The sequence below is a fragment of the Pannus brasiliensis CCIBt3594 genome (assembly GCF_036688125.1).
In the GTDB taxonomy this organism is placed as follows: domain Bacteria; phylum Cyanobacteriota; class Cyanobacteriia; order Cyanobacteriales; family Microcystaceae; genus Pannus; species Pannus brasiliensis.
The window spans coordinates 1-20,357 of record NZ_JBAFSM010000021.1; the positions used below are offsets into that span (position 1 = coordinate 1).

Sequence of the window (20,357 nt, forward strand, 5' to 3'; positions counted from 1 at the left end):
ATCTTTCCGCGAGGTTTCTATCTTCCCCGACCCTAGAGTGATAAAAGAGCGGTATGCACTCGCAAAAGTGATATGAACAACGAATTTACTTCGATCGAATCGGAAACTGATTGGCAACGTCTCGACGCGATGACCGACGAAGATATCGATCTATCGGATTGTCCGGAAGTCACTTCGGAAATGTTCGCAAAAGCGATCGTTCGGCGCGGTTTGCCTTCTTCTCCGCACATGGAAGCGAATCGATAAGGGGTGAGTTTCGACTCACCCCTCGCGTGGTTTATAACCAGACGCTCACATCGACTTTTAACACTTCTCCTAGCAGTAATAACCACTTCAACTGAGACAGCGGCCAGGGACAGAAACCGTCCGATCCTCCGGCTAAACATTCCGGGATCAAGCGTTCGTGTAGGAAATTGTAGTAGAGTTCCTGCACTCGATCGAGCGATAACCCTAACTGCAAATTATCCCCGATCTCGATCATTCTCGTGATCCGCCGCGTGTCCTCTTCCGTGACTAGAGGATCGCCATCCTGAAGGATCGTGTGGAGAGATTGATACAATAAACGTTCGAGAACTTTGCGCGCTTCGGGGATATTTAATTGACAGCGCAGATGACTGGCCTCGATCGAGATCACCGTTAACTCGGTCAGATGATTTTCCGTCACGCGGGCATCGTCGAAAGAATTTTCTAACGCATTGATCACCTGTAAACAACGGTGAGAGATGGCGATTTCCGCCGCGACCTGTAACTCCCGAGGAACCGGTATTTCGTCCCGTTGAAAAGCCATCAGAATCCCGTAATTATCGCGATAGACCTGCGTGTATAGCAGATCGAGGCGTTTTTTGGTCTCTTCCGTTACCTGTTGCATGATCCGGTGTCTTTCCTCGGCGAACAGGTTCGGGAGCGCGAAAAATCGATCGCCGAATTCCCGGCCCATCTCGACGATAATCATCGACACGCTGGCCTGTTTTAGCGACTCGAAAAGCGCGTCTTTCATCCGCGTGTAGGCTAACCGTCCGTTAAACGGTTGAATACAGCAGTGGAAATCCCATCCCCCCAAATGCAGGACGGCGAATACCAGATGTTCACTCTCTAGCGTGATTTCCGAGGTTAATTCCACCTGTCCCACCGCGAGGGTTAACGCGCCGATCTGCTGTTTCTGGTAATCTAGCTGTCGGGTTTGGTAACAGTACACCCGATGTTCTTCCGGGTACTTCGTAAACAGCGAACTGATCGCGTAGTGGGCGGCCACTTGGTCGAAATCCACGCGCGCGGGGATCACCAACTGCCGATACACGTCCGCGCCGTCCTGATAGGTTTTCACGTTACTCGGCGCGAAAGCCAGACGGCTAAGGAAATTCATCTCTAAGCGCACTCCGGCCACTTCCCCGGCTAACTCTAGGGCGCGGGCCGCGTAGCGGAGGATCTGCGTTCCTTCCGGGCGGGAAATCTCTTCAAAAAACCAGCCACAACTCGTAAACATCAATAACGCGTGTCTCTGCATTTCCAAGAGCCGTAACGCGTCGATTCTCTCGGTTTCGGAGAGCGATCGAGCCTGATGCCGATCGAGAAAGCGATCGATCACCGCCGGATCTCGATCGAGAATCACCTCGATATACTCGTCCCGCGCGCGCCAGGGATCGCGGAAAAATTCCCCTCCTTTCTCCTCGTATACCTCGATTAACTCGTCTCTGAGCCAGTTTAACGCCTCGCGTAACGGTTTCCGCCACGTTTGCACCCACTCACCACCGCCACCACAGCCGCAGTCATCCTGCCAGCGATCGACCCCGTGGCAACAACTCCACGCCGTCACCGGTTTTAACTCCACTTCCCACGTCGGCGGGCAAATACTGAGATAATGGGCGTAATTCGAGACCGTCCAGCCGTATTTCGGGAAAGCCTCGATAAACGCGTAGGCGAGACATTTTTCCGTCCCGGCTTTGTGATGGCCGAAAGTTTCCCCGTCGGTGGCGACGCTGACGATCTGCGAGGGACGGTGATCCCCTTTAATCGCGCCCCCCAATCGCGCCGCGAAATGGTCGGTACTTCCCAACACGTCGTTAAAGCCCATATCGCGGGAAATCGGCCCGTCATAGAAGAAAATATCGAGATAACGACCGTCGGGCAGGAAACAACGGTAGGGACGGGTGGGATCGATCTGTCCCCCTCCCACCGCGTGCCACCGGGGATCGGGATCGTCTTCGGTGGGGAAGGGGCGACAGCGTTGGGCTTGCGAGGGCGCGAGAATGGTGAATTTGATCCCCTCGTCGATGAGCGCTTCCACGGTGTCCATATCGATCGCCGTTTCCGCTAACCACATCCCCTCGGGATCGCGGTCGAAACGACTCCGAAAATCGGCGATCCCCCAGCGAATTTGGGTGTATTTATCGCGTTTATTGGCGAGAGGGAGGATAATATGGTTGTATACTTGGGCGATGGCGTTCCCGTGTCCGTTTAATCGCTCGCGACTGGCCCGATCGGCTTCGATAATCCGTTGATAGACCTCTAGATCGTGGTTACGCATCCATGACATTAGAGTGGCGCCGATATTGAAACTGAGATATTCGTAATTGTTCACGATCCGCACCAGTTCCCCGCGATCGTTCAATACCCGCGCGAAGGCGTTGGGACGGTAACACTCGTGATGGATGCGTTCATTCCAGTTGTGAAAGGGGCGCGCGCTGGGCTGGCGCTCGATCGTGTCGAGATAGGGATTTTCCCGCGGCGGTTGGTAGAAATGTCCGTGAACCGTGATATAAACCCCCGTAGCGGTTTGGAGGGGATCGATCCCCGTGACGGGATCGACCTGGAATGTCGGGGAAGGCTGATGCGCTGTATAGGTCATAGGATAAAACTGAAAAATCGATTTTCGTGACTCGGATAGATGCAATCTGAAGCGAAGCCCTGCTTAAATAAAGCTTAAACTTTGACGTTTCTCTTTCTTTCGCTGGTATAATATCATGACTCTTTCCCTGATAAACGAAGGGTTAACAATTCTCCATCTCTCCATACATAGCACAAGAATTCTCAATCAATCGATCAGGTAACTTCGCCATTGAATTTCCGAATCTTCCGGGTTTACGGTGCGTTCGAGCAATCGCCAGCTTTTTCCCTCGATCTGTCTCTGCAAATAAAGATCGAAATCGTTATGTTGTCGCGTCGTTTTCTGTCGGGGAGAGGAGAGCGAGAGATCGTAGTCGCCGCGTAGGTGATAGGCGGCTAGATCCTCCACGTAGACGGGTTCTAGGCTTTTCACGTTAATGCCGTCGATCTCGATTTTCGGGGGTTCGGCTTTTAGGGAACGACTCAATCGATCGCTCGTGTGACGGAATTGTAATACTAACGCTTTCCGCACGATCTCCCCCGGTGGCGCGAATTCTGTCGGGGGAGCGGTACTGCCGCAGGCGCTCAGGAAGAAGATAATAACGGCAATGGCAAGAGACAACAGACGACGCATAGGACGGCGCGGGGAATGATATGTTGAAACAAGATGGAAACGTGTCTAGGAGGGGGGATGACTCAACCGGATAATCGCGAGAATTTGAGCCAACGGGAAGCGATCGAGGCACTGCAACAGGCGATCGATCGATTGAATACCCTCGTCTCCCAACTTAACACGGGATCGCTAGAGAGTTTACCCTCCCGAGAGGCGATCGATAATCTTCTCACCTCCACCCGCGAGGTCGCGTCCGTCCTCGTGCCGATTCCCGAGCGAACCGAAGAAGAGGACGAGTTCGCGGGGATCGAAGATATCCTAACTCCCGCTTTCCCCGCGGAAGAACCGAAGAAACCCGAGCGGGAAAAGCCGAGTTTTAGAGAGAAAAGGGGAACTTCTCGCGGCTCCCGTTTGCCGAGAACCGCGATCCTCGGTGGGGTACTGGCGACGGTTCTGGCCGCCGGAGCGGTGGCGCTCTTCGCGTTCGGTATTGTCAAGTTCCCGCAAAATCCCCCCGAAATCGCCGCTAATCCCCCGGAAACGGTTCGCGAGGACGTGCCGGAAGTCATTGAAACCCCCCCGGAATTGAAAGCGCCGGATGTGGCGATTCCCGTCCCCATCCGTGAACCCGAACCGAAATTAACCCCGGAACAGGGTTTAGTCGCCGCCATTCAGGAAGAGATTACCGAATTAACGAATCGCTACCCGGAGGGGTTGATCTCGACGGTAGAGGTGGATTTTCTCGCCGGCCGTCTGACGGTATTCGTCGGCGATAGTTGGTACGATTTAAAACCGGCGCGGCAGGATAAATTCGCCGATTCGATCTTTCAACGCGCGCGGGATTTGGATTTTACCCGTCTGGAAGTGAAGGATAATTCGGGCGTATTGGTGGCGAGAAGTCCGGTGATCGGCGATCGGGTGATAATTGTAGAAAGAACGAGAGGCGTTCAAAGTTCGTAAATTTCGATACTCGATCGATTCGATTTTATCTATCTTTAGATGCTCGATCGCTCCTTCCCTAATCGATTAGAATCGCTCGATGGGGAAGGATTTTTTTCGGGGATCGATCGAGTGTCAGTTTTTTTTGCACTTAGATCTTAATGGAAAGAATTTCGATCGATCGAGCATTTTTACCTATTTTGGTCGAATAAAACTGAAACTATAGACGGAAAACAAGACGGTCAACCCTCGCTACGATCGAAGGGTTTTCTCGATTCGTGTACCGATTCCAAATGTTCTATAAAATCTGTTCGATCGATCGCGGGAAAGCGAGAGGGGGCGCAAGGCTTGCGCCCCTACAGGATTATGGTTATTCCAGCGAAGATTAAGTTTGTAGTAAAAAATCTCTGTGAGCTTTTCTTGAAAATTCTACAGAAAAATATTTTAGATTTTAATCCAAGAGGATTTTTAGCGTGAATTCTTATAATATTTCTTTTCAATCTATAGTAGACAACGATATTTTAACACGGGTTGACCGTCGATCAAGCGGTGCGGTCGGGTTAGCGATCGCCCTAACAATCATCGCTTTATGGTCGATCATTTTACCCGTATTACTATCGCTAAATCTTCGAGAAGTCTGGATCGGTTTTATCCAGATCGCTATCCTGTGGCAGATGTTTCTCGATACGGGATTATTCATCACCGCTCACGATGCCATGCACGGCGCGGTTTACCGAAAGAATCCGAAAATCAATCACTCGATCGGCGCGTTAACCTGTTTTCTCTATTGTTTTTTCCCCTATAAAGAACTCTTCAAAAAACACGCTTTACACCATAATCATCCCGCCAGCGAACTCGATCCCGACTATCACGACGGTCGGCATAGTAACCCGATCGCTTGGTATCTCTATTTTATGAAAAGTTACTGGAGTTGGTATCAGTTCATCGGGATGACGGTTCTTTATTATATCTCGATCCGCCTTTTCCATGTAGAACCTTTGAATTTTTGGTTACTCTTAGCTTTTCCGCTAATTCTCAGTTCTTTACAACTCTTTTATTTCGGAACCTATCTACCGCATCGAGAACCGATCGAGGGCTATAAAACCGACAATCGCGCGCGCACGATCGAGCTACCGGTTTTCTGGTCGTTTCTCGCTTGCTATCACTTCGGCTATCACAACGAACATCACCAATATCCGAGAGTTCCCTGGTGGCAACTACCCACCGTTTACCGACAGAATCGCCAATTGAAATCTATCTCCTAACTTCTATCTATATGACAAAGTTCGGTATTATTTGCCCTCCCTATCCCGGACACCTGAACCCGCAAACGGTTCTAGCGCGAGAACTCCAATCGCGGGGACATCGCGTGACGTTTTTACAGATTCCCGATCTAGCGGAAAAAATCCGATCGAGCGGGGTGGATTTTCACCCGATCGGCGAAACGATCTATCGAGCGGGAACGATGGCGGAAACTTTCGCGAATCTCGGTAAATTAAGCTCGATCGAGGCTTTACGGTATTCCCTGGATTTCTGCGTTCAAATGGTCGAAATTATCTGTCAGGACGCGCCGAAAGCGATCGAACATCTCGGTATCGACGCGCTAATCGTCGATCAACTCGAACCCGTGGGCGAAACCGTTGCCGAAGCGATCGATCTGCCCTATATTACCGTTTCCTGCGGGCAAGCGATCCACCGGCGCGCCGATGTTCCCCCCTTCTATACCCCGTGGATGTATCGCGATACATTTCCCGCGAGAATTCGGAATCAATCGGGCTATTATTTTCTCGATCGAGGCTGTCAACTCTTACTACAAGCGATTAATTCCTACCGCCATCGCTGGAATCTCGCCGATTACCCGCGTATTTACGCCTCTAACGCCCGAAATCGCATCACCCAACAACCGCCCGCCTTCGAGTTCCCGATCGCCAACCCTCCCGAAAATCTACACTATGTCGGCCCCCTGCGCTCCTCTTCCCCGAATCCGGCTTTTTTTCCCTACGAGAAACTAACGGGACAGCCGATGATCTACGCTTCCCTCGGCAGTGTCCAGAACACGAAATTTCCTCTTTTTCAACGGATTGCCGCCGCTTGTAAGGATCTCGACGCGCAGTTAGTCATCGCGCACGGGGGAGGGATGAGCGCGGACGAGGCCCGATCGCTCCCCGGAACGCCCCTAGTGGTAGAATACGCGCCACAGCCGGACATTCTCGCGCGCGCGAGTCTCACCATCACGCACGGGGGAATGAACACGATCTTGGATTCTCTCACCTACGGGGTTCCTCTGGTGGCGATTCCCATCACTTTCGAGCAACCGGGAAATGGCGCACGGGTTCGTTATCTGGAAGTCGGGGAAGTGTTTTCTTTGAATAATCGAAGTATTTCTAAGTTACGATCGACCGTTCAACGGGTTTTTACGGAAGAGAAATATCGGGAAAACGCCCGAAAAATTCAACAGTCGATCGCGCGATCGGGTGGTGTGAAACAAGCGGCCGATATTATCGAAAAAGCGACAACCGGACGGAAATCCGAGCGATCGAGTACGATAGAAATACCTCGATCGATCGCTCCCTAACGATACAACCCCATGATCGCCCAACTTCAAGAAAACAAAATCTATTCTCCCGAAGAATATCTCGAATTCGAGGAAAATTCCGAAGAACGTCACGAATACATTGCGGGAGAAATTAGACTAATGACCGGTGGAACCCCCAATCATAATAAAGTCGCTGGCAATTTATACGCGAGCCTGAATTTCGCGCTCAAACGTCAACCGTATGAAGTATTCATGGCCGAGTTACGACTATGGATTCCCGAAAAACGGATTCATACCTATCCGGACGTGATGGTTATCTCTCCCCCTCTCGAATACGCCGAAAACCGTCGGGATACCGTGACCGATCCGTTACTCATCGGCGAAGTCTTATCGCGATCGACGAGAAATTACGACCGAGGCGATAAATTCATAGCTTACCGGACGATTCCTAGTTTCCAAGAATATATCCTTATCGACCAGTACAGTCCCCACGTCGAACACTACCGAAAAACGGAACCGAATCAATGGATTTTTACCGAGTACGACGGACTAGATGCCGTACTCTCCCTGTCGTCGGTATCCCTACAAATCGAACTCGCGGATCTATACGATAAAGTTAACTTCGGCGAAGAAATGTAGAAAATCGCTCCACTCGAATAGAGATACAACCTTTTTCCTAAAAGATAAGGTACGGGTTTCCCGAGGGGGCAAGAGGCATTCATGTCAGAGGGGAATGTATCGCGGATTTTCGAGAAACGTCATTCAAAATTTAGGCTCTCTCGCGGTTAGGGTGAGCGGCTAATCTTATCGACAATAAGGCGTATATCCTACGCCCCTAACTTTACCCTTTTTTCTGAGGTAAAGGCGCGAGACTCGCACCAGGAAGGTAACGCGGTAAATATTTTTTACCTGATGTCCAAAAGATCCCGATGGTTTTGAGTTTAATAATTAGCTTTTGTAAAAAAGATGGTTGAGCGATATCGTACAATTTCGAGCGAGAAGAAAGCAATGAAGCCACATAGCCAAAAGAAGACCGAGAGGAGAAAATCAACATTTGACATTGAGAGAGTAAATATAAATCTCGTAAAGCTTCCAGACCGTTTTGTAACATATCCGGACATTGATTCCAATTTTGGTGCAAGGTCTCACCCGAAGGCGGATACCATTTTTCGGTAGTGATTACCCGATCGTACTTCGCTTTAAAATCCTCCAGGATAGCTTGCGAGTCCGTGGCCAGAAAAAGAGCGGAATCGGGATTTCTTCTTCGGACTCTATCCAGGGTTTTATAAATGGTTTCGACGGGAATTTTTCGATCCGAGTAACGGATATGAATTCCGATCATTTTTGTTGAAGCGGGGAAATAACTTTTAATGAACCCATCAAAATCTTTTTTGATATTTGGTTTTAGAACAAAAAAATTAGAAAGTAAATATTTTAATATTTCCGAATTATTCAATTGACTATATTTTTTAAAATCACCCGTAAATAAATTACGCATCTGGCTGATTTTGGGTCCGTATGAACAAAAAACAAGAATTTCCTCCTCGTAGTCAACCCTAGATAAGTCGGTAGATATAGCGTCGGTTCCCCGGATTTTTAACTGCTCTTTTCTCCCACCGAAAGTTTGATCGAGTTGTCCTTTCCAAGTAGGGGGGTAAATGGAATCGGTCGCAGGTAAATCATCGAGATCGCTCACGGAGGGACTATCGAAGAATACGTGAAAAGCATTCACACCGCGAGGGGCGTAAGTTCCTTCCGTCCAATCGATAATTACTTTTCGTCCGCTAATTTGACCGTATAATATTGCTGTTGCGGCCGCTAAGGTTCGATCTCCCAAACCCGAACCACCCTTCGCTAAGATATATTTGTCCTGTCCGCGATCGAGCATTTGATTCACCTAGATTTAGATACGTTATTTTTCGGAAATTTGATTTCGTGAAAGCAAAAGAATAGAGAAAGTAAATTTAATTCTCCAACAAAGCTTTCTCAACCTTATCGATCGACAAAATATTTCCACGCGCTCTTACTGCCGAGAGGCAGAAAAGCGAATCTAAAAGCTGAACTTTTTAAGATTTTTCCCTCAAAGTACCGCTTTGATATGAATGTGAAAACAGGAAATAAATTGTAGGCAGTAGCGTTTCCCAAAAAGAGGGAAGACGCAACGGCTTCGCTTCTATTTGAAATTCGGAAAACCGCTCTTCATTTAAATTAAATAAAGTGACGAGCAGTTATAAAGATATAGGAAAACAACTACGATGTCAACCCGTTTTATTAGAAGCTCTTTCTCGCCAAATTGCCGTTTTTGGTTCAAAAAAATGTATTTAAAAAGTATGAAGTTGGAAAAATTTACCCATCAAAAAACTGAATTATGCCCGAATTTATAAAATTTTCAATTTCTTCCTCCCTCAATTCAGGAGATACTTCCTCGCCCGAACGATCGCCCGGCCCGAATTCGTCGCGACACGAATCGAGAAAAACGCGCGTTCTCGGTTCGGGAGAGGGTGTTCAAAAGGTACGAAATTGGAAAAATTTACCCGGCAAAAGATCGAATCATACCCGATTTCTCAATTCAGGAGATACTTCCTCGCCCGAACGATCGCCCGGCCCGAATTCGTCGCGACACGAATCGAGAAAAATGGTAGAAATCGCGAAAAACGAATTTCACGCCGCGCGTAAGCAACACCATCGATAGTTATCACCGCTCCCGGACAAAGTTGAGGATGAGAGTCCTACGATCGATTAAGGGTCTTTTCCCGTGGCGATCGGTAGACAGAAACGGAACGTGCTACCCTTACCGGATTCACTTTCCACCTCGATGTGTCCGTTCTGTAAATCCACGAGACGACGGGTGATCGCCAGACCGATGCCACTGCCTCCAGAGTAGCGAGAGCGAGAGCGATCGGCCCGCCAGAATCGATCGAAAATAAAGGGTAAATCCTCCGGCGCGATGCCGATACCCGTATCGATCACCGCGATCCAGACGAGATTTTTCTCGCGCCAAACTTTCAGAACGATCGATCCCGCGTCGGTATAGCGGATGGCGTTGCCGAGAAGATTGACGAGAATCTGTTCGACTCGATCGGGATCGGCCAGAACGGGAGGCGTATCGGCGGGATATTCTAACCGTAAGGTCGGGCCTTCTTCTAACAGTTGATCGGCGAACTTCTCGATCAGCGCGTGGAGTAACGGCGATAAATTGACCGCTTGCAATCGAATCGAAAGATAGCCCGCTTCCGCCTTAGAAAGTTCCTGTAAATCGTGGGTTAAGCGTTCTAATCGTCGGGTTTCCCCGACCAATTTCCGATATAGTTCCGAAGAGGGTTCGATCGAGCCGTCGGCTAACTCCTCCAGATAACCGCGTACCACCGTTAACGGGGTGCGTAATTCGTGGGTGAGGTCACTCATCAAATCCCGCCGCCGTTGTTCCACATCCTCCAGCGCGAGCGCCATCTGGTTAAAACTAACCCCCAGTTGATTTAATTCCGGGATCTCGATCTCCGGGACTCTTTTTTCTAAATCTCCCGCCGCGAAATCGCGGGTGATCTGTTTCATCCGGTTCACCGGTTCCACGATACGCCGGGAAAACCAGAAACTCAGTCCCCCGGCCGCGGTTCCCCCGGCGAGAAACGACCAGATCGCGCTACTATTCCACGCGGTTTCAAAACCCTGTACGAGAAAAGTCCGGGCCGATCGAACGGTAAAATATCCCTGACGTTCCAACTGTTCCAAGCGGAGGACGAACATTCGCGGCGAGGATAATTTGGCGATAACGATAAAACTTCCCAACCCCACCACCATGACGAGGAGATGGGAGAGAAATAATCGGGTTCCCAGACTGAATTTCGACATTCCGCGGAGATCGATTCACTCGCTCCATTCTAGCTTTTCCGTCGCCCCCGAGAAATCCCGCGGGCGATCGATCCCCGGATCTCGCGACACCGGCGTACTGTTCACCCCCTTTTCCCGTTACTGTCGATCGCTCACCGTAACTATTTACAGCGCCTGACACAGTTGCCGGAAATGGTCGCCGCGATGCTCGAAACTGCGGTACTGGTCGAAACTGGCGCAGGCCGGGGAGAGGAGTACCCCTTTCACCCCTAATTCCGGGGCGAGGGTGGCGGCGCGTTCGACGGCTTTTTCCATCGTTTCCACGATCTCGTAGCGATCGAACCCCGACTCGTGTAGACGTTTGGCGAAAGCGTCCGCCGCGTCGCCGATGAGGAGAACGGTGGCTACTTTCCGCCCGATCTCGTCGATCCAGGCCCGATCGTCGCCCTCTTTGGCCTCTCCCCCGGCGATGAGGATCACGGGGGGATCGATCGCCTTCAAAGCGACCTCGGCGGCATCGTAATTGGTCGCCTTACTATCGTTGATAAAATCTACCCCGCGATAGGTGCGGATATATTCTAGCCGGTGAGGAACGCCGGGGAAAGTGGCGATCGCTTCGGTGATCGCTTTTTTCTCGATTCCCGCCAACCGCGCCGCGCCCACGGCCATCAGTAAATTCTGTAAGTTGTGTTCGCCGGGCATCTTCAACAGATTCACCGGCGCGATCAACTCCCCGAAGGCGACGATCCAGTTATCCTGTAGATAAATGCCGCGGCCCGGATCGCCGACGAGCGCGTCTTTTCCTTTTATCGAAGTCCAACAGGCTTTATTCCACTGACTCTCGCCGATTTTCCGTAGATAGGGATCGTCGCCGTTGAAGATCTGTCGATCGCTCCGGTTCAGTAACTCGGACTTGATCCGGTAATAATTCTCTAGGGTTTTGTGGCGGTTGAGGTGATCGGGGGTAAAGGTCGTCCAGATGCCGATTTTCGGGGCGAGTTCGCGGGATGACTCGATCTGATAACTGCTAATCTCGGCGATAATCCAGTCGAAAGACTCCGATTTCAGGGCGAGTTCACAGGCCGCGTAACCGATATTCCCGCAGGAGGGCGCGTTCAGTCCCGCCTTTTGAAAAATCGCGGCGCAGAGGGCGGTGGTGGTGGTTTTGCCGTTAGTTCCGGTGATAGCGAGCCACGGACTAGATTTCAGATACCGCCAGGCTAATTCTAATTCGCCGATCGTGTCGATGCCCTTTTCCCGAGCGCGGACTAAGACGGGAATATCCCAGGGAACCCCCGGACTCACCACGAGTAAATCCGGTAAATTATCCTCGTCGAGACGGGGTTCCTGCCCTAAACGAACGTGGATTCCCTCTTTTTCTAAAGCTTCTCCGATTTCCCGTAGCGTCGCGGAGTCCGATCGATCGCTCAAAATCACTTCCCGGCCGTCCCGTCGCGAACACCGCGCCGCCGCGATCCCCGATCGCCCCAATCCGATAATCTCCGCTCTCGCCATCGTCTGCCACTAGAGTCCCAATTTCAAGCAGTTTATATCGTAACTCCTAACCGGACGGTCGATCGGGTCACTCTTGTTCCAAAACGAAAACAAAAAACCCGATCGCCCGTCTACAGGGAAAAATAGAGTAAAAAATAATTTAGACCCCGATTGTAATCCTCGATCGAGAGAAAATCCCAATCCTATGAACAGACAACTCCCGATAAAACTAACGCTCTTCCTATGCCTGATGGGTGGTTGGTTCGGCGCGGTTCCCTCCCCGGCCAACGTTTTCAATCAGCAAGAGGTGAACCAAGAGGATTTTATCGCTATCGCCAGACCCTACGGCAATGGAAAATACGATCTCCTGATCCTGCAACAGATCCCCGGAAAACGGCAATGTTGGAACGTTAACGGTTCCGAGCCGGGAATCGTTCAGCCTCTCCTGCTCGATTTCGATTTCACCGGCAGTTGCGAGCGCGCCACCGACAGTAACGGCTACTCGCTTCGCGTTGACGGACAGGATCTCGGATTGAATTATCTCCTGAGAATTGTCGAGCGTAACGGGGAATTAGTGCTAATCGGAACGCCGCGAGACCCCCGACAGCCGGAAATGATCGTCGGTCGTACCCGGGGACGGGGCGAGGGTTTATTGCAAATCTATCTAGTCGAGGGCTGGCGATTTACCAAACGCGCCTTCGAGGGACGCACCCTGAGCCATGTTTATTTAACCGGGGATAGCGCCGCGATCGTCCCTCCCGCGGATTTAGTCGCCAGTAAAGAGCGATCGCCCCGATTCCCGATCGCCAACGAGCCGAAACCCTCGAATCAGACCGTTACCGAAGCGAAACCCGCGAATCCGAACGTTCGCGAGTACACCTTCACCGCGCCGGATTCCGGGAATAATAGCCAGTCCCGACCCTCGATCGAAAACCGTCCCCCGATTCGAGATCTACCGCCGGCGACCGCCCGCGATCCCCTTCCCCTCCCTCCCCCTCCCACCTCTAGCCTTCCCCCTCTCACCCCTCCCACCCCGAACCAGCCCTCGCGCATCGTTCCCCCTCCCGCGCCCCGGAACGCGGGCAATCGCGGAACCCTATCGGACGTGATCGGCTTCAATCGACAACCCCCCGCGAGTAATCCCCCGACGACCGCCAGTTCGGTAACACCCACCGGCAATCGCTTCAAGGTGATGATCGACGCGAGAACCGAGGGCGATCGATCGAAAGTTCGCTCTCTCTATCCCGACGCGTTCCGCGCTTCCTACAAGGGCAGATCTTTCCTACAGATCGGCGTGTTTACCAGTCGCGACAAAGCCGAATCCGCCTTACAGAGTCTCGCGCCATTGTCCGGATCGATCGTGCCGTTTTAGCTTTCAGGAGTCAGGAGGTGAAGGAGATGGGGGAGCGAAAGGATAAGATAGAACTATTGCCCTCCCGCCTCCCACCGATTGCCTATTGCCCCCTAAATCCTTCACACGAACAACTCGACTATGGAAACATCGGAATTAAAAAGAGAGATTGAAATCGTAGGCTCGCGCCTGGGGAAAACCCAGGACTATCTTTGACCTTCCCACTTTAACGGCGAAAATCAAAGATCTCGAACAGGTAGCGGCGGTTCCGACCTTTTGGGATAACCAGGAAACCGCGCAGAAAACGCTTCAAGAACTGAACGAGTGTAAATCCCATCTGGAAACCTATCACGGTTGGCGATCGAAGTTAGAAGACACGAAAGCGATCGTTGAATTACTGGAATTAGAGGAAGATAACGCCTTATTCGAGGAAGCGCGGGGGAATTTAGACCATCTCCGCCACGATCTCGATCGCTGGGAACTACAACAACTCCTCGACGGCCCCTACGACGCGAAAGGTGCCGCCCTCACCATCAACGCGGGCGCGGGGGGAACCGACGCGCAGGACTGGGCGGAAATGCTCCTGCGGATGTACACCCGTTGGGCGGAAAAACAGGGCTATAAAGTCTCGATCGCCGAGATTTCCGAGGGAGACGAGGCGGGAGTTAAATCGGTAACACTGGAGATCGAGGGACAATACGCCTACGGATACTTGAAAGGCGAAAAGGGAACCCATCGACTGGTAAGAATTTCCCCGTTTAACGCCAACGGGAAACGGCAGACGAGTTTCGCGGGGGTGGAGGTGATGCCGATTCTCGGGGATGACGCGATCACCGTGGATATCCCGGATAAGGATCTGGAGATCACCACCACCCGATCGGGCGGCAAGGGCGGTCAGAATGTCAATAAGGTGGAAACGGCCGTCCGCGTGGTTCACCTACCGACGGGGATCGCGGTACGCTGTACCCAGGAGCGATCGCAGTTACAGAACAAGGAAAAAGCCCTCGCGCTATTAAAGGCGAAACTATTAATTATCGCGCGCGAACAACGGGCGAAAGCGATCGCCGAGATCCGCGGCGACATGGTAGAAGCCGCCTGGGGAAACCAGATCCGCAACTACGTTTTCCATCCCTATCAATTAGTCAAGGATCTGCGATCGAACGTGGAGACAACGGACGTGACGGGAGTGATGGATGGCGATCTCGACGCTTTTATTGAAGCCTATTTACGTCTAGGTGGAGAGGAATAGGAGATTTTAGGGCGAGTTCTCGTTTTCTGTCCAGAAGCCTTCGATCGCTACCGGAATATCGGGAAAGGCTAGGGGGAGGATCGTTCCTCGATCGAGAATCGACACGCTTTCATAATCTTCCCCCCGCGGATCTCGGAACAGATACACCCGCTTACTCTCGATGTCTATCCCCCAATATTCCGGGATACCGGCTCTCGCGTAGATCCGTTTCTTATCGGTGAGGTCGTATTCCAAGGTCGAGCGCGAGACTTCGATCACCCAGAAAATCTCCTCGGGCCCCGGGTGACGGGTACTGTATTGTTGTCGGGGTAAACGAACGATCGCCAGATCCGGCTCGGGTTCGGAATCGTCGAGGGCGATCGGGTGCGCTTCCCGTATTAAAGCCAATCCCCGCAAGAGGTTTTGGATATATTTCGCCGAACCTTCGGTGACGAAGGCGTGAAAGGGACTTTCTGGAGCCATTTCGAGAATTTCCCCGGCGATTAATTCCACGCGACGGCGATCGAGCATTCCCGCCTCGATTAGACGGTGATACTCTTCTACAGTCCATTTCGCTACGGTTTTCATGGCCGGGCGCGTTTAATCGGCGATCGCGTTCAATAAGACTTCCGTGAGCGTCATATCTTCCATCTCCTCGATCGTCACCACGTCCACGATGTCGAATTTCGCGCCCACCCCTTGTAATTCGTCGTCTAAAGCTTTGAGAAAACGGGTCGCCTGACTATCATTACCGATCTGAACGAAGGAAATCGCTAATTCCTCGTCTTTTTCCATGCGTTGGGTCGTTTCGATAATCACCTCGAAAACCGAACGGCGATCGTCCGGTTCCCCATCGGTGACGACGACGATCGTTTCTCCCGCCGGGGCTTCTCCCTTCGCTTTGCGCTTAAAATACTGATTTACCGCGTCCTGTAAAACGATAGCGAGATTGGTCGAACCCGAGGGTTCGTTTTCTTTAAATATCTGTAGGACTTTGACGGCGGTGACATTCTCGAAGCGTTTGAACCGACCGGAAAAGACATAGATGGTGATACCGTTGGGATCGAGAGATTCGCACTTGTAGGCGAGGGCGATGGTAGACTCCTGGATAGCAACCCAACGGCTTTTTCCGTCCGCCTGATCCCGCGTGTACATACTGCCACTTTTATCGATGATCAGGGTGTAATCTCGCCCTTCTAACATGGTTTTTACCTCGATCGCCTATTTAGCCCCAGTTTACCAGACGGGTGGCGGTGGTCAATCCAGAGCGCAGGAATCGATCGAAGCGTCGGGGATCGAGGATCGCCGTCAGGTTAATCGCGCCACAGGTTAACCCCAATCCGAAGAGGATAAAGGTAGGGGCCATGATCACCCCGATGGCCAGCCAGGTCGCGACGTGCAGGAACATGGCGGCGGCGAATACCAGTCCGATCGAGGCGACGGGTAGGATCTGACCGCCCGATCGACCGCGGTACAGGAGATAGAGGGTCGTGGCGGTCGTCAGCACGTTCGCGGGAACCAGAAAGGCACAGATCGAGCCGCAGTAGCCACGGGAAAATTCCGAGAGAGTATTTATATCTATCATGCCTACCACTTTACAATCCCCGGAGTGGGAAGAGCATCGATTTTATCGAATCGTTTACATTTACTCCGACCATCACGGTAGGATGGATTTTTCCTAGCTCGATCGATATAGAGAGAAATACTTATCGCTCGGCTCGAATTGATAAAAATCATTAAAGAATATGTAGTTTTGTATACGGTGTCTGGGAACTCCGCTAAAATACAGATGGAGTAGGAACCACAGATAGAGTAGAGCTTGTGAGTCAACAGCGCAATCAGGATACGGAAGACGGGCGGTTAACGATCTACAGTCCCGAAGCGATCGCTCAAATATATCGTTACAAACCTTGGTTATTGTTCTGGCGAGCCTTGGTAATCCTAAGCTCTTTCGGGATTTTCGCCCTCCGTCTCCAGTGGGATAAATGGACGAACCAAGAAGAACAGAATAAGTCAAAACGAGCCAATCAACTCCGAAAAATCCTCACCTGTCTCGGTCCCACGTTTATTAAAGTCGGTCAAGCGCTCTCCACCAGACCCGACCTCGTTCGCAAAGATTTTCTCGAAGAATTAATCAAACTACAGGATCGTTTACCGGCTTTCGATAACTCGATCGCTTTCGCCATTATCGAGCGAGAATTAGGCGTACCGGTCGAGAAAGCCTACCGGGACATTTCCCCCGAACCCGTCGCGGCCGCCAGTTTAGGACAGGTGTACAAGGCGACGTTACCCACCGGCGAGGAAGTGGCGGTTAAGGTACAGCGCCCCAATTTGCGCCCGGTTATCTGTTTAGACCTCTATTTAATGCGTTGGGCGGCGAAACATTTCGGACGCTTCCTCCCGCTCAATCTCGGTCACGATCTCACCCTCATCGTCGATGAATTCGGTACGAAATTATTTGAAGAGATCGACTATCAAAACGAGGGACGTAACGCCGAAAAATTCGCCACCAACTTTCAAAACAATCCGGAAGTGAAAGTTCCGAGCATTTACTGGCGCTATAGCGGTCATCAGGTTCTCACCCTGGAATGGATTTACGGGTACAAACTCACCGATACCGATAATATTACCGCCCTCGGCCTCGACCCGAAAGAGATCGTCAAAATCGGTGTAACCTCGGGCTTACAGCAACTTCTCGAACACGGCTTTTTCCACGCCGACCCCCATCCGGGCAATCTCTTCGCCACCTACGACGGTCGCATGGCCTATATCGACTTCGGCATGATGGATCAGTTGGAGGAGGAAACGAAGGAAACCCTCGCCAGTTGCGTGGTCGATCTGATCAACAAGGATTACTCTTCACTAGCGGAGAATTTTGTCAAGCTCGGATTTTTAACGCCCGATACGGATATCAAGCCGATTATTCCGGCTTTGGAACGGGTTCTGGATAACGCCATCGGTCAGAGCGTGGGAGACTTTAACTTCCGCACGATTACCGATGATTTCTCCGAGTTGGTGTACGAGTATCCTTTCCGGGTTCCGGCGAAATTCGCGCTGATCATCCGTTCCCTGATCACCCAGGAGGGACTGGCGCTAAGTCTCGATCCGAATTTCAAGATCGTCGAGGTGGCTTATCCCTACGTGGCCAAACGTCTGCTAACGGGAGAATCGCCGCAATTGCGCCGGCGTTTGCTCGATGTTCTATTTAAAGACGGTAAATTCCAGTGGAAACGGCTGGAGAACATGATCAATATCGCTCGATCGGAAGGTAGCTTCGATATCCTGCCGACGGCGCAGATGGGGATCGGTTATCTGTTGTCCGACGAGGGGCGTTATCTACGCCGTCAACTGCTGTTAGCGTTAACGGAGGACGATCGACTGCACACGGAGGAAGTTAGCCGTCTCTGGGACTTGATCCGCTACGATATCAATCCACAAACGCTATTTACCGTGGCGATCGATGCTTTTCGCGAGTTTTCGGCGCGGGGGGTGGCGGCGATCCTTCCTGACGAAACCACTTCGCGTTACAGTGGTTGATGGTTATTCCCCGTTTCGCCCCTTTTTATGGATTATTATTTTCTGCCCCAACCGCCTTATTTCCTCGTGTTCGCCGGGTTGTTTATCGGTGTTACCTGCGGGGTGGCTTTTGAAGCGACACTCAAGGACGTAGTTAACACTTGGTATAAGAGTCAGAATCGTCAGGAGCGAAATCTTTTACAAACGGGTTCCCTACAGTTGCCCTTTTTAGGGATCTGTGCGGGAATCTGCGTGTTTTTAGCGTCGGGATTGGAGATTTTCATCGCCGATCGCTGGATTTCCTACGCGCTCGCCCTGCCGATGACGATTTTTATCGCCGGTCTCGTCTGGACGCAGTTGGGTAGCGTACTCTCGCAGTTACAACGGGGAGGATCGAAAGCGATCGATCTCGATACGTTTTAAGACCGAATTTCTGAACGTCGTAGCGGGGATACCGGTGGGGGAAAAGGGAAAAGGGAAAGGGGAAAAGGCTTATCTATCACCTTTTTCCTTTCCCCTTTAACCTTTTTCCATGACAAGTAAGTCTCTCGTGTTTTTAGAAAATCGGTATAGTTTCTATGGTATTCCCCTGGTACTGGCGATCGCTCCCTTTGAACCGGCGATCGGGTTCGGAGATTTTCGAGCGTCTTTTCGCCGGACAACCGATCGCCACCCTGCTCGAAAGTCCCTATCCTAACGATTCTCCCTCTCTGGCGCGTTATTCTCTCCTCGCGTCCTCTCCCCGAATTATCGACGGAAAACCGCGGTTATGGACTCCCGCGCTCGGTGAAGTTCTTCCTTTTTTGCGATCGCTTGTTACCCCGTCCCCGGCGATCGATATCCCTTCCCACCTTCCCTTTCACGGGGGATGGTTGGGATGGTTGGGGTACGATCTCGCGTGGGAGATCGAGAGACTGCCGTATGTAAAGAGCGATCGATTGCCCTTTCCGGTAGCCTATTGGTACGAACCGGACGCGTTCGCGATCGCCGATCACGGGAAACAGATTCTCTGGTTAGCGGTTACAGAAAAAGCGGATCTGGATAAATACGAGGCTTTATTAGATTCTCCCGTATCTTTTCCCGAACTCGCACCGAATCCCGCTTCTTTACTCTTTCATACCGATCGATCGGGGTACGAGTCCGCAGTTGTTAAAGCTCTGCAATATATTAAAGCCGGGGATATTTTTCAGGCGAATCTATCGCTGAGATTTGAAACGACGACGGACGCGGGCGATTGGCAGATTTATCGAGCGTTACAGCGGATTAATCCCTCTCCTTTCGCCAGTTTTTGGCGTACACCGTTCGGATCGATGATTAGCTGTTCCCCGGAAAGATTGGTGAAATTAGAAAACGGGATCGCGAGTACCCGTCCGATCGCGGGAACGCGTCCTAGGGGAAGCGATCGGGAGAAAGACGAGGCTTTCGCGCAGGAATTGTTGAATAACACCAAAGAACGCGCCGAACATATTATGCTCGTGGATCTCGAACGGAACGATCTCGGCCGGGTTTGTCGGGTTGGGACGGTACAGGTCGATGAACTGCTGACGATCGAGCGTTACAGTCACGTCATGCACTTGGTGAGTAATGTTCGCGGGGTTCTCGATCGCCGGTACGATCCGATCGATCTGGTTCGCGCTTTATTTCCGGGGGGGACGATTACCGGCTGTCCGAAGGTGCGCTGTATGGAAATTATCGAGGAGTTGGAACCGACGCGCCGGAGTCTGTTCTACGGTTCCTGTGGCTATCTGGACGCGCGGGGACATCTGGATCTGAATATTCTGATCCGAACTCTGCTGATGAGTAAGACGGGCGAAAAAAATACCGTTTGGGGACAGGTTGGCGCGGGAATCGTCGCCGATAGCGATCCGGAAAAAGAATGGTTCGAGTCTCTCCAGAAGGCGGAAGCGCAGTTACTCGCGCTACGTTCGCGGGAGAGTTAGAAAGAGCGTTAATCTGGATTTTCTAGGAATCGATCGATCGAAATCGGGAACCAGTCGAGATCTAAGTGAGAATTTACTTTTCGAGTTTT

At 51.5% G+C, this 20,357-nt stretch carries 18 protein-coding genes; 10 read left to right on the forward strand and 8 right to left on the reverse strand.

The window, feature by feature from the left end; translation table 11 throughout:
- Positions 1-72: 72 nt before the first annotated feature.
- Entirely contained in the window at positions 73-246 is a 174-nt protein-coding gene (locus V0288_RS12180) for a hypothetical protein (RefSeq protein ID WP_332865371.1), read from the forward strand.
- Between the two features lie 31 nt (positions 247-277).
- Here the strand turns inward: V0288_RS12180 and V0288_RS12185 are convergent, their stop codons facing one another.
- Both V0288_RS12185 and V0288_RS12190 read right to left on the reverse strand, forming a co-directional pair.
- Positions 278-2,845 carry a DUF3536 domain-containing protein gene (locus V0288_RS12185; RefSeq protein WP_332865372.1) on the reverse strand — a complete coding sequence of 856 codons (2,568 nt, stop codon included), beginning with the start codon at positions 2,843-2,845 and terminating at the stop codon, positions 278-280.
- Positions 2,846-3,031: 186 nt separating this feature from the next.
- On the reverse strand, positions 3,032-3,457 hold the full coding sequence (locus V0288_RS12190) for a hypothetical protein (protein ID WP_332865373.1): 426 nt from the start codon (positions 3,455-3,457) through the stop codon (positions 3,032-3,034).
- Positions 3,458-3,514: 57 nt separating this feature from the next.
- Here V0288_RS12190 and V0288_RS12195 point away from each other — a divergent pair, with 57 nt between their 5' ends.
- From V0288_RS12195 to V0288_RS12210, 4 genes are all read left to right on the forward strand, one after another.
- The gene (locus V0288_RS12195) at positions 3,515-4,396 is read left to right on the forward strand and encodes a hypothetical protein (protein WP_332865374.1); all 882 of its coding nucleotides are present in this window, start codon (positions 3,515-3,517) and stop codon (positions 4,394-4,396) included.
- Positions 4,397-4,848: 452 nt separating this feature from the next.
- Positions 4,849-5,640, forward strand: a complete 792-nt coding sequence (gene crtW, locus V0288_RS12200; RefSeq protein ID WP_332865375.1) for a beta-carotene ketolase CrtW — start codon at positions 4,849-4,851, stop codon at positions 5,638-5,640.
- Positions 5,586-6,950, forward strand: coding sequence for a glycosyltransferase (locus tag V0288_RS12205; protein WP_332865377.1), 1,365 nt, complete (start codon positions 5,586-5,588; stop codon positions 6,948-6,950). Before crtW ends, V0288_RS12205 begins: the two co-directional genes overlap by 55 nt.
- Before the next feature lie 12 nt (positions 6,951-6,962).
- Positions 6,963-7,550 carry a Uma2 family endonuclease gene (locus V0288_RS12210; RefSeq protein ID WP_332865378.1) on the forward strand — a complete coding sequence of 196 codons (588 nt, stop codon included), beginning with the start codon at positions 6,963-6,965 and terminating at the stop codon, positions 7,548-7,550.
- Between the two features lie 202 nt (positions 7,551-7,752).
- Here V0288_RS12210 and V0288_RS12215 read toward each other — a convergent pair whose 3' ends face one another.
- The 3 genes from V0288_RS12215 to murD all read right to left on the reverse strand — a co-directional run bounded on the left by V0288_RS12215 (position 7,753) and on the right by murD (position 12,254).
- Complete coding sequence (locus V0288_RS12215) at positions 7,753-8,799, reverse strand: nodulation protein NodZ (RefSeq protein ID WP_332865445.1); 1,047 nt, start codon at positions 8,797-8,799, stop codon at positions 7,753-7,755.
- Between the two features lie 851 nt (positions 8,800-9,650).
- Positions 9,651-10,760: a sensor histidine kinase gene (locus V0288_RS12220; protein ID WP_332865379.1), complete on the reverse strand. Its 1,110-nt coding sequence runs from the start codon at positions 10,758-10,760 to the stop codon at positions 9,651-9,653.
- A gap of 144 nt (positions 10,761-10,904) precedes the next feature.
- Positions 10,905-12,254: a UDP-N-acetylmuramoyl-L-alanine--D-glutamate ligase gene (gene murD, locus V0288_RS12225; protein WP_332865380.1), complete on the reverse strand. Its 1,350-nt coding sequence runs from the start codon at positions 12,252-12,254 to the stop codon at positions 10,905-10,907.
- 184 nt (positions 12,255-12,438) lie between these two features.
- On the opposite strand from murD, the gene V0288_RS12230 reads away from it, so the two are divergent.
- Together V0288_RS12230 and prfB are read left to right on the forward strand one after the other, a co-directional pair.
- Positions 12,439-13,605 (forward strand): DUF3747 domain-containing protein, encoded by a 1,167-nt coding sequence (locus tag V0288_RS12230; protein ID WP_332865381.1) that lies wholly within the window; start codon positions 12,439-12,441, stop codon positions 13,603-13,605.
- Positions 13,606-13,725: 120 nt separating this feature from the next.
- Positions 13,726-14,833 (forward strand): peptide chain release factor 2 gene (gene prfB / locus V0288_RS12235; protein ID WP_332865382.1). Its coding sequence is split into 2 segments (ribosomal slippage): positions 13,726-13,797 and positions 13,799-14,833, totalling 1,107 coding nucleotides; the frame shifts between segments, so codons are not numbered across the junction.
- Positions 14,834-14,839: 6 nt separating this feature from the next.
- On the opposite strand, the gene V0288_RS12240 is transcribed toward prfB, so the two are convergent.
- Genes V0288_RS12240 through V0288_RS12250 form a run of 3 tightly spaced genes read right to left on the reverse strand, consistent with a single transcriptional unit; the run spans position 14,840 to position 16,397 of the window.
- Entirely contained in the window at positions 14,840-15,400 is a 561-nt protein-coding gene (locus tag V0288_RS12240; protein ID WP_332865383.1) for a Uma2 family endonuclease, read from the reverse strand.
- 12 nt (positions 15,401-15,412) lie between these two features.
- Positions 15,413-16,015, reverse strand: coding sequence for a vWA domain-containing protein (locus V0288_RS12245; protein ID WP_332865384.1), 603 nt, complete (start codon positions 16,013-16,015; stop codon positions 15,413-15,415).
- A 22-nt stretch (positions 16,016-16,037) separates the two neighbouring features.
- Positions 16,038-16,397, reverse strand: coding sequence for a hypothetical protein (locus tag V0288_RS12250; RefSeq protein ID WP_332865385.1), 360 nt, complete (start codon positions 16,395-16,397; stop codon positions 16,038-16,040).
- A gap of 236 nt (positions 16,398-16,633) precedes the next feature.
- Between V0288_RS12250 and V0288_RS12255 the strand changes: the two genes are divergently transcribed.
- The 3 genes from V0288_RS12255 to V0288_RS12265 all read left to right on the forward strand — a co-directional run bounded on the left by V0288_RS12255 (position 16,634) and on the right by V0288_RS12265 (position 20,268).
- Positions 16,634-18,349, forward strand: a complete 1,716-nt coding sequence (locus V0288_RS12255) for an ABC1 kinase family protein (RefSeq protein ID WP_332865386.1) — start codon at positions 16,634-16,636, stop codon at positions 18,347-18,349.
- A 27-nt stretch (positions 18,350-18,376) separates the two neighbouring features.
- Positions 18,377-18,751, forward strand: coding sequence for a hypothetical protein (locus tag V0288_RS12260; RefSeq protein WP_332865387.1), 375 nt, complete (start codon positions 18,377-18,379; stop codon positions 18,749-18,751).
- Between the two features lie 155 nt (positions 18,752-18,906).
- Positions 18,907-20,268 carry an anthranilate synthase component I gene (locus tag V0288_RS12265; RefSeq protein ID WP_332865388.1) on the forward strand — a complete coding sequence of 454 codons (1,362 nt, stop codon included), beginning with the start codon at positions 18,907-18,909 and terminating at the stop codon, positions 20,266-20,268.
- The last annotated feature ends 89 nt before the right edge of the window (positions 20,269-20,357 follow it).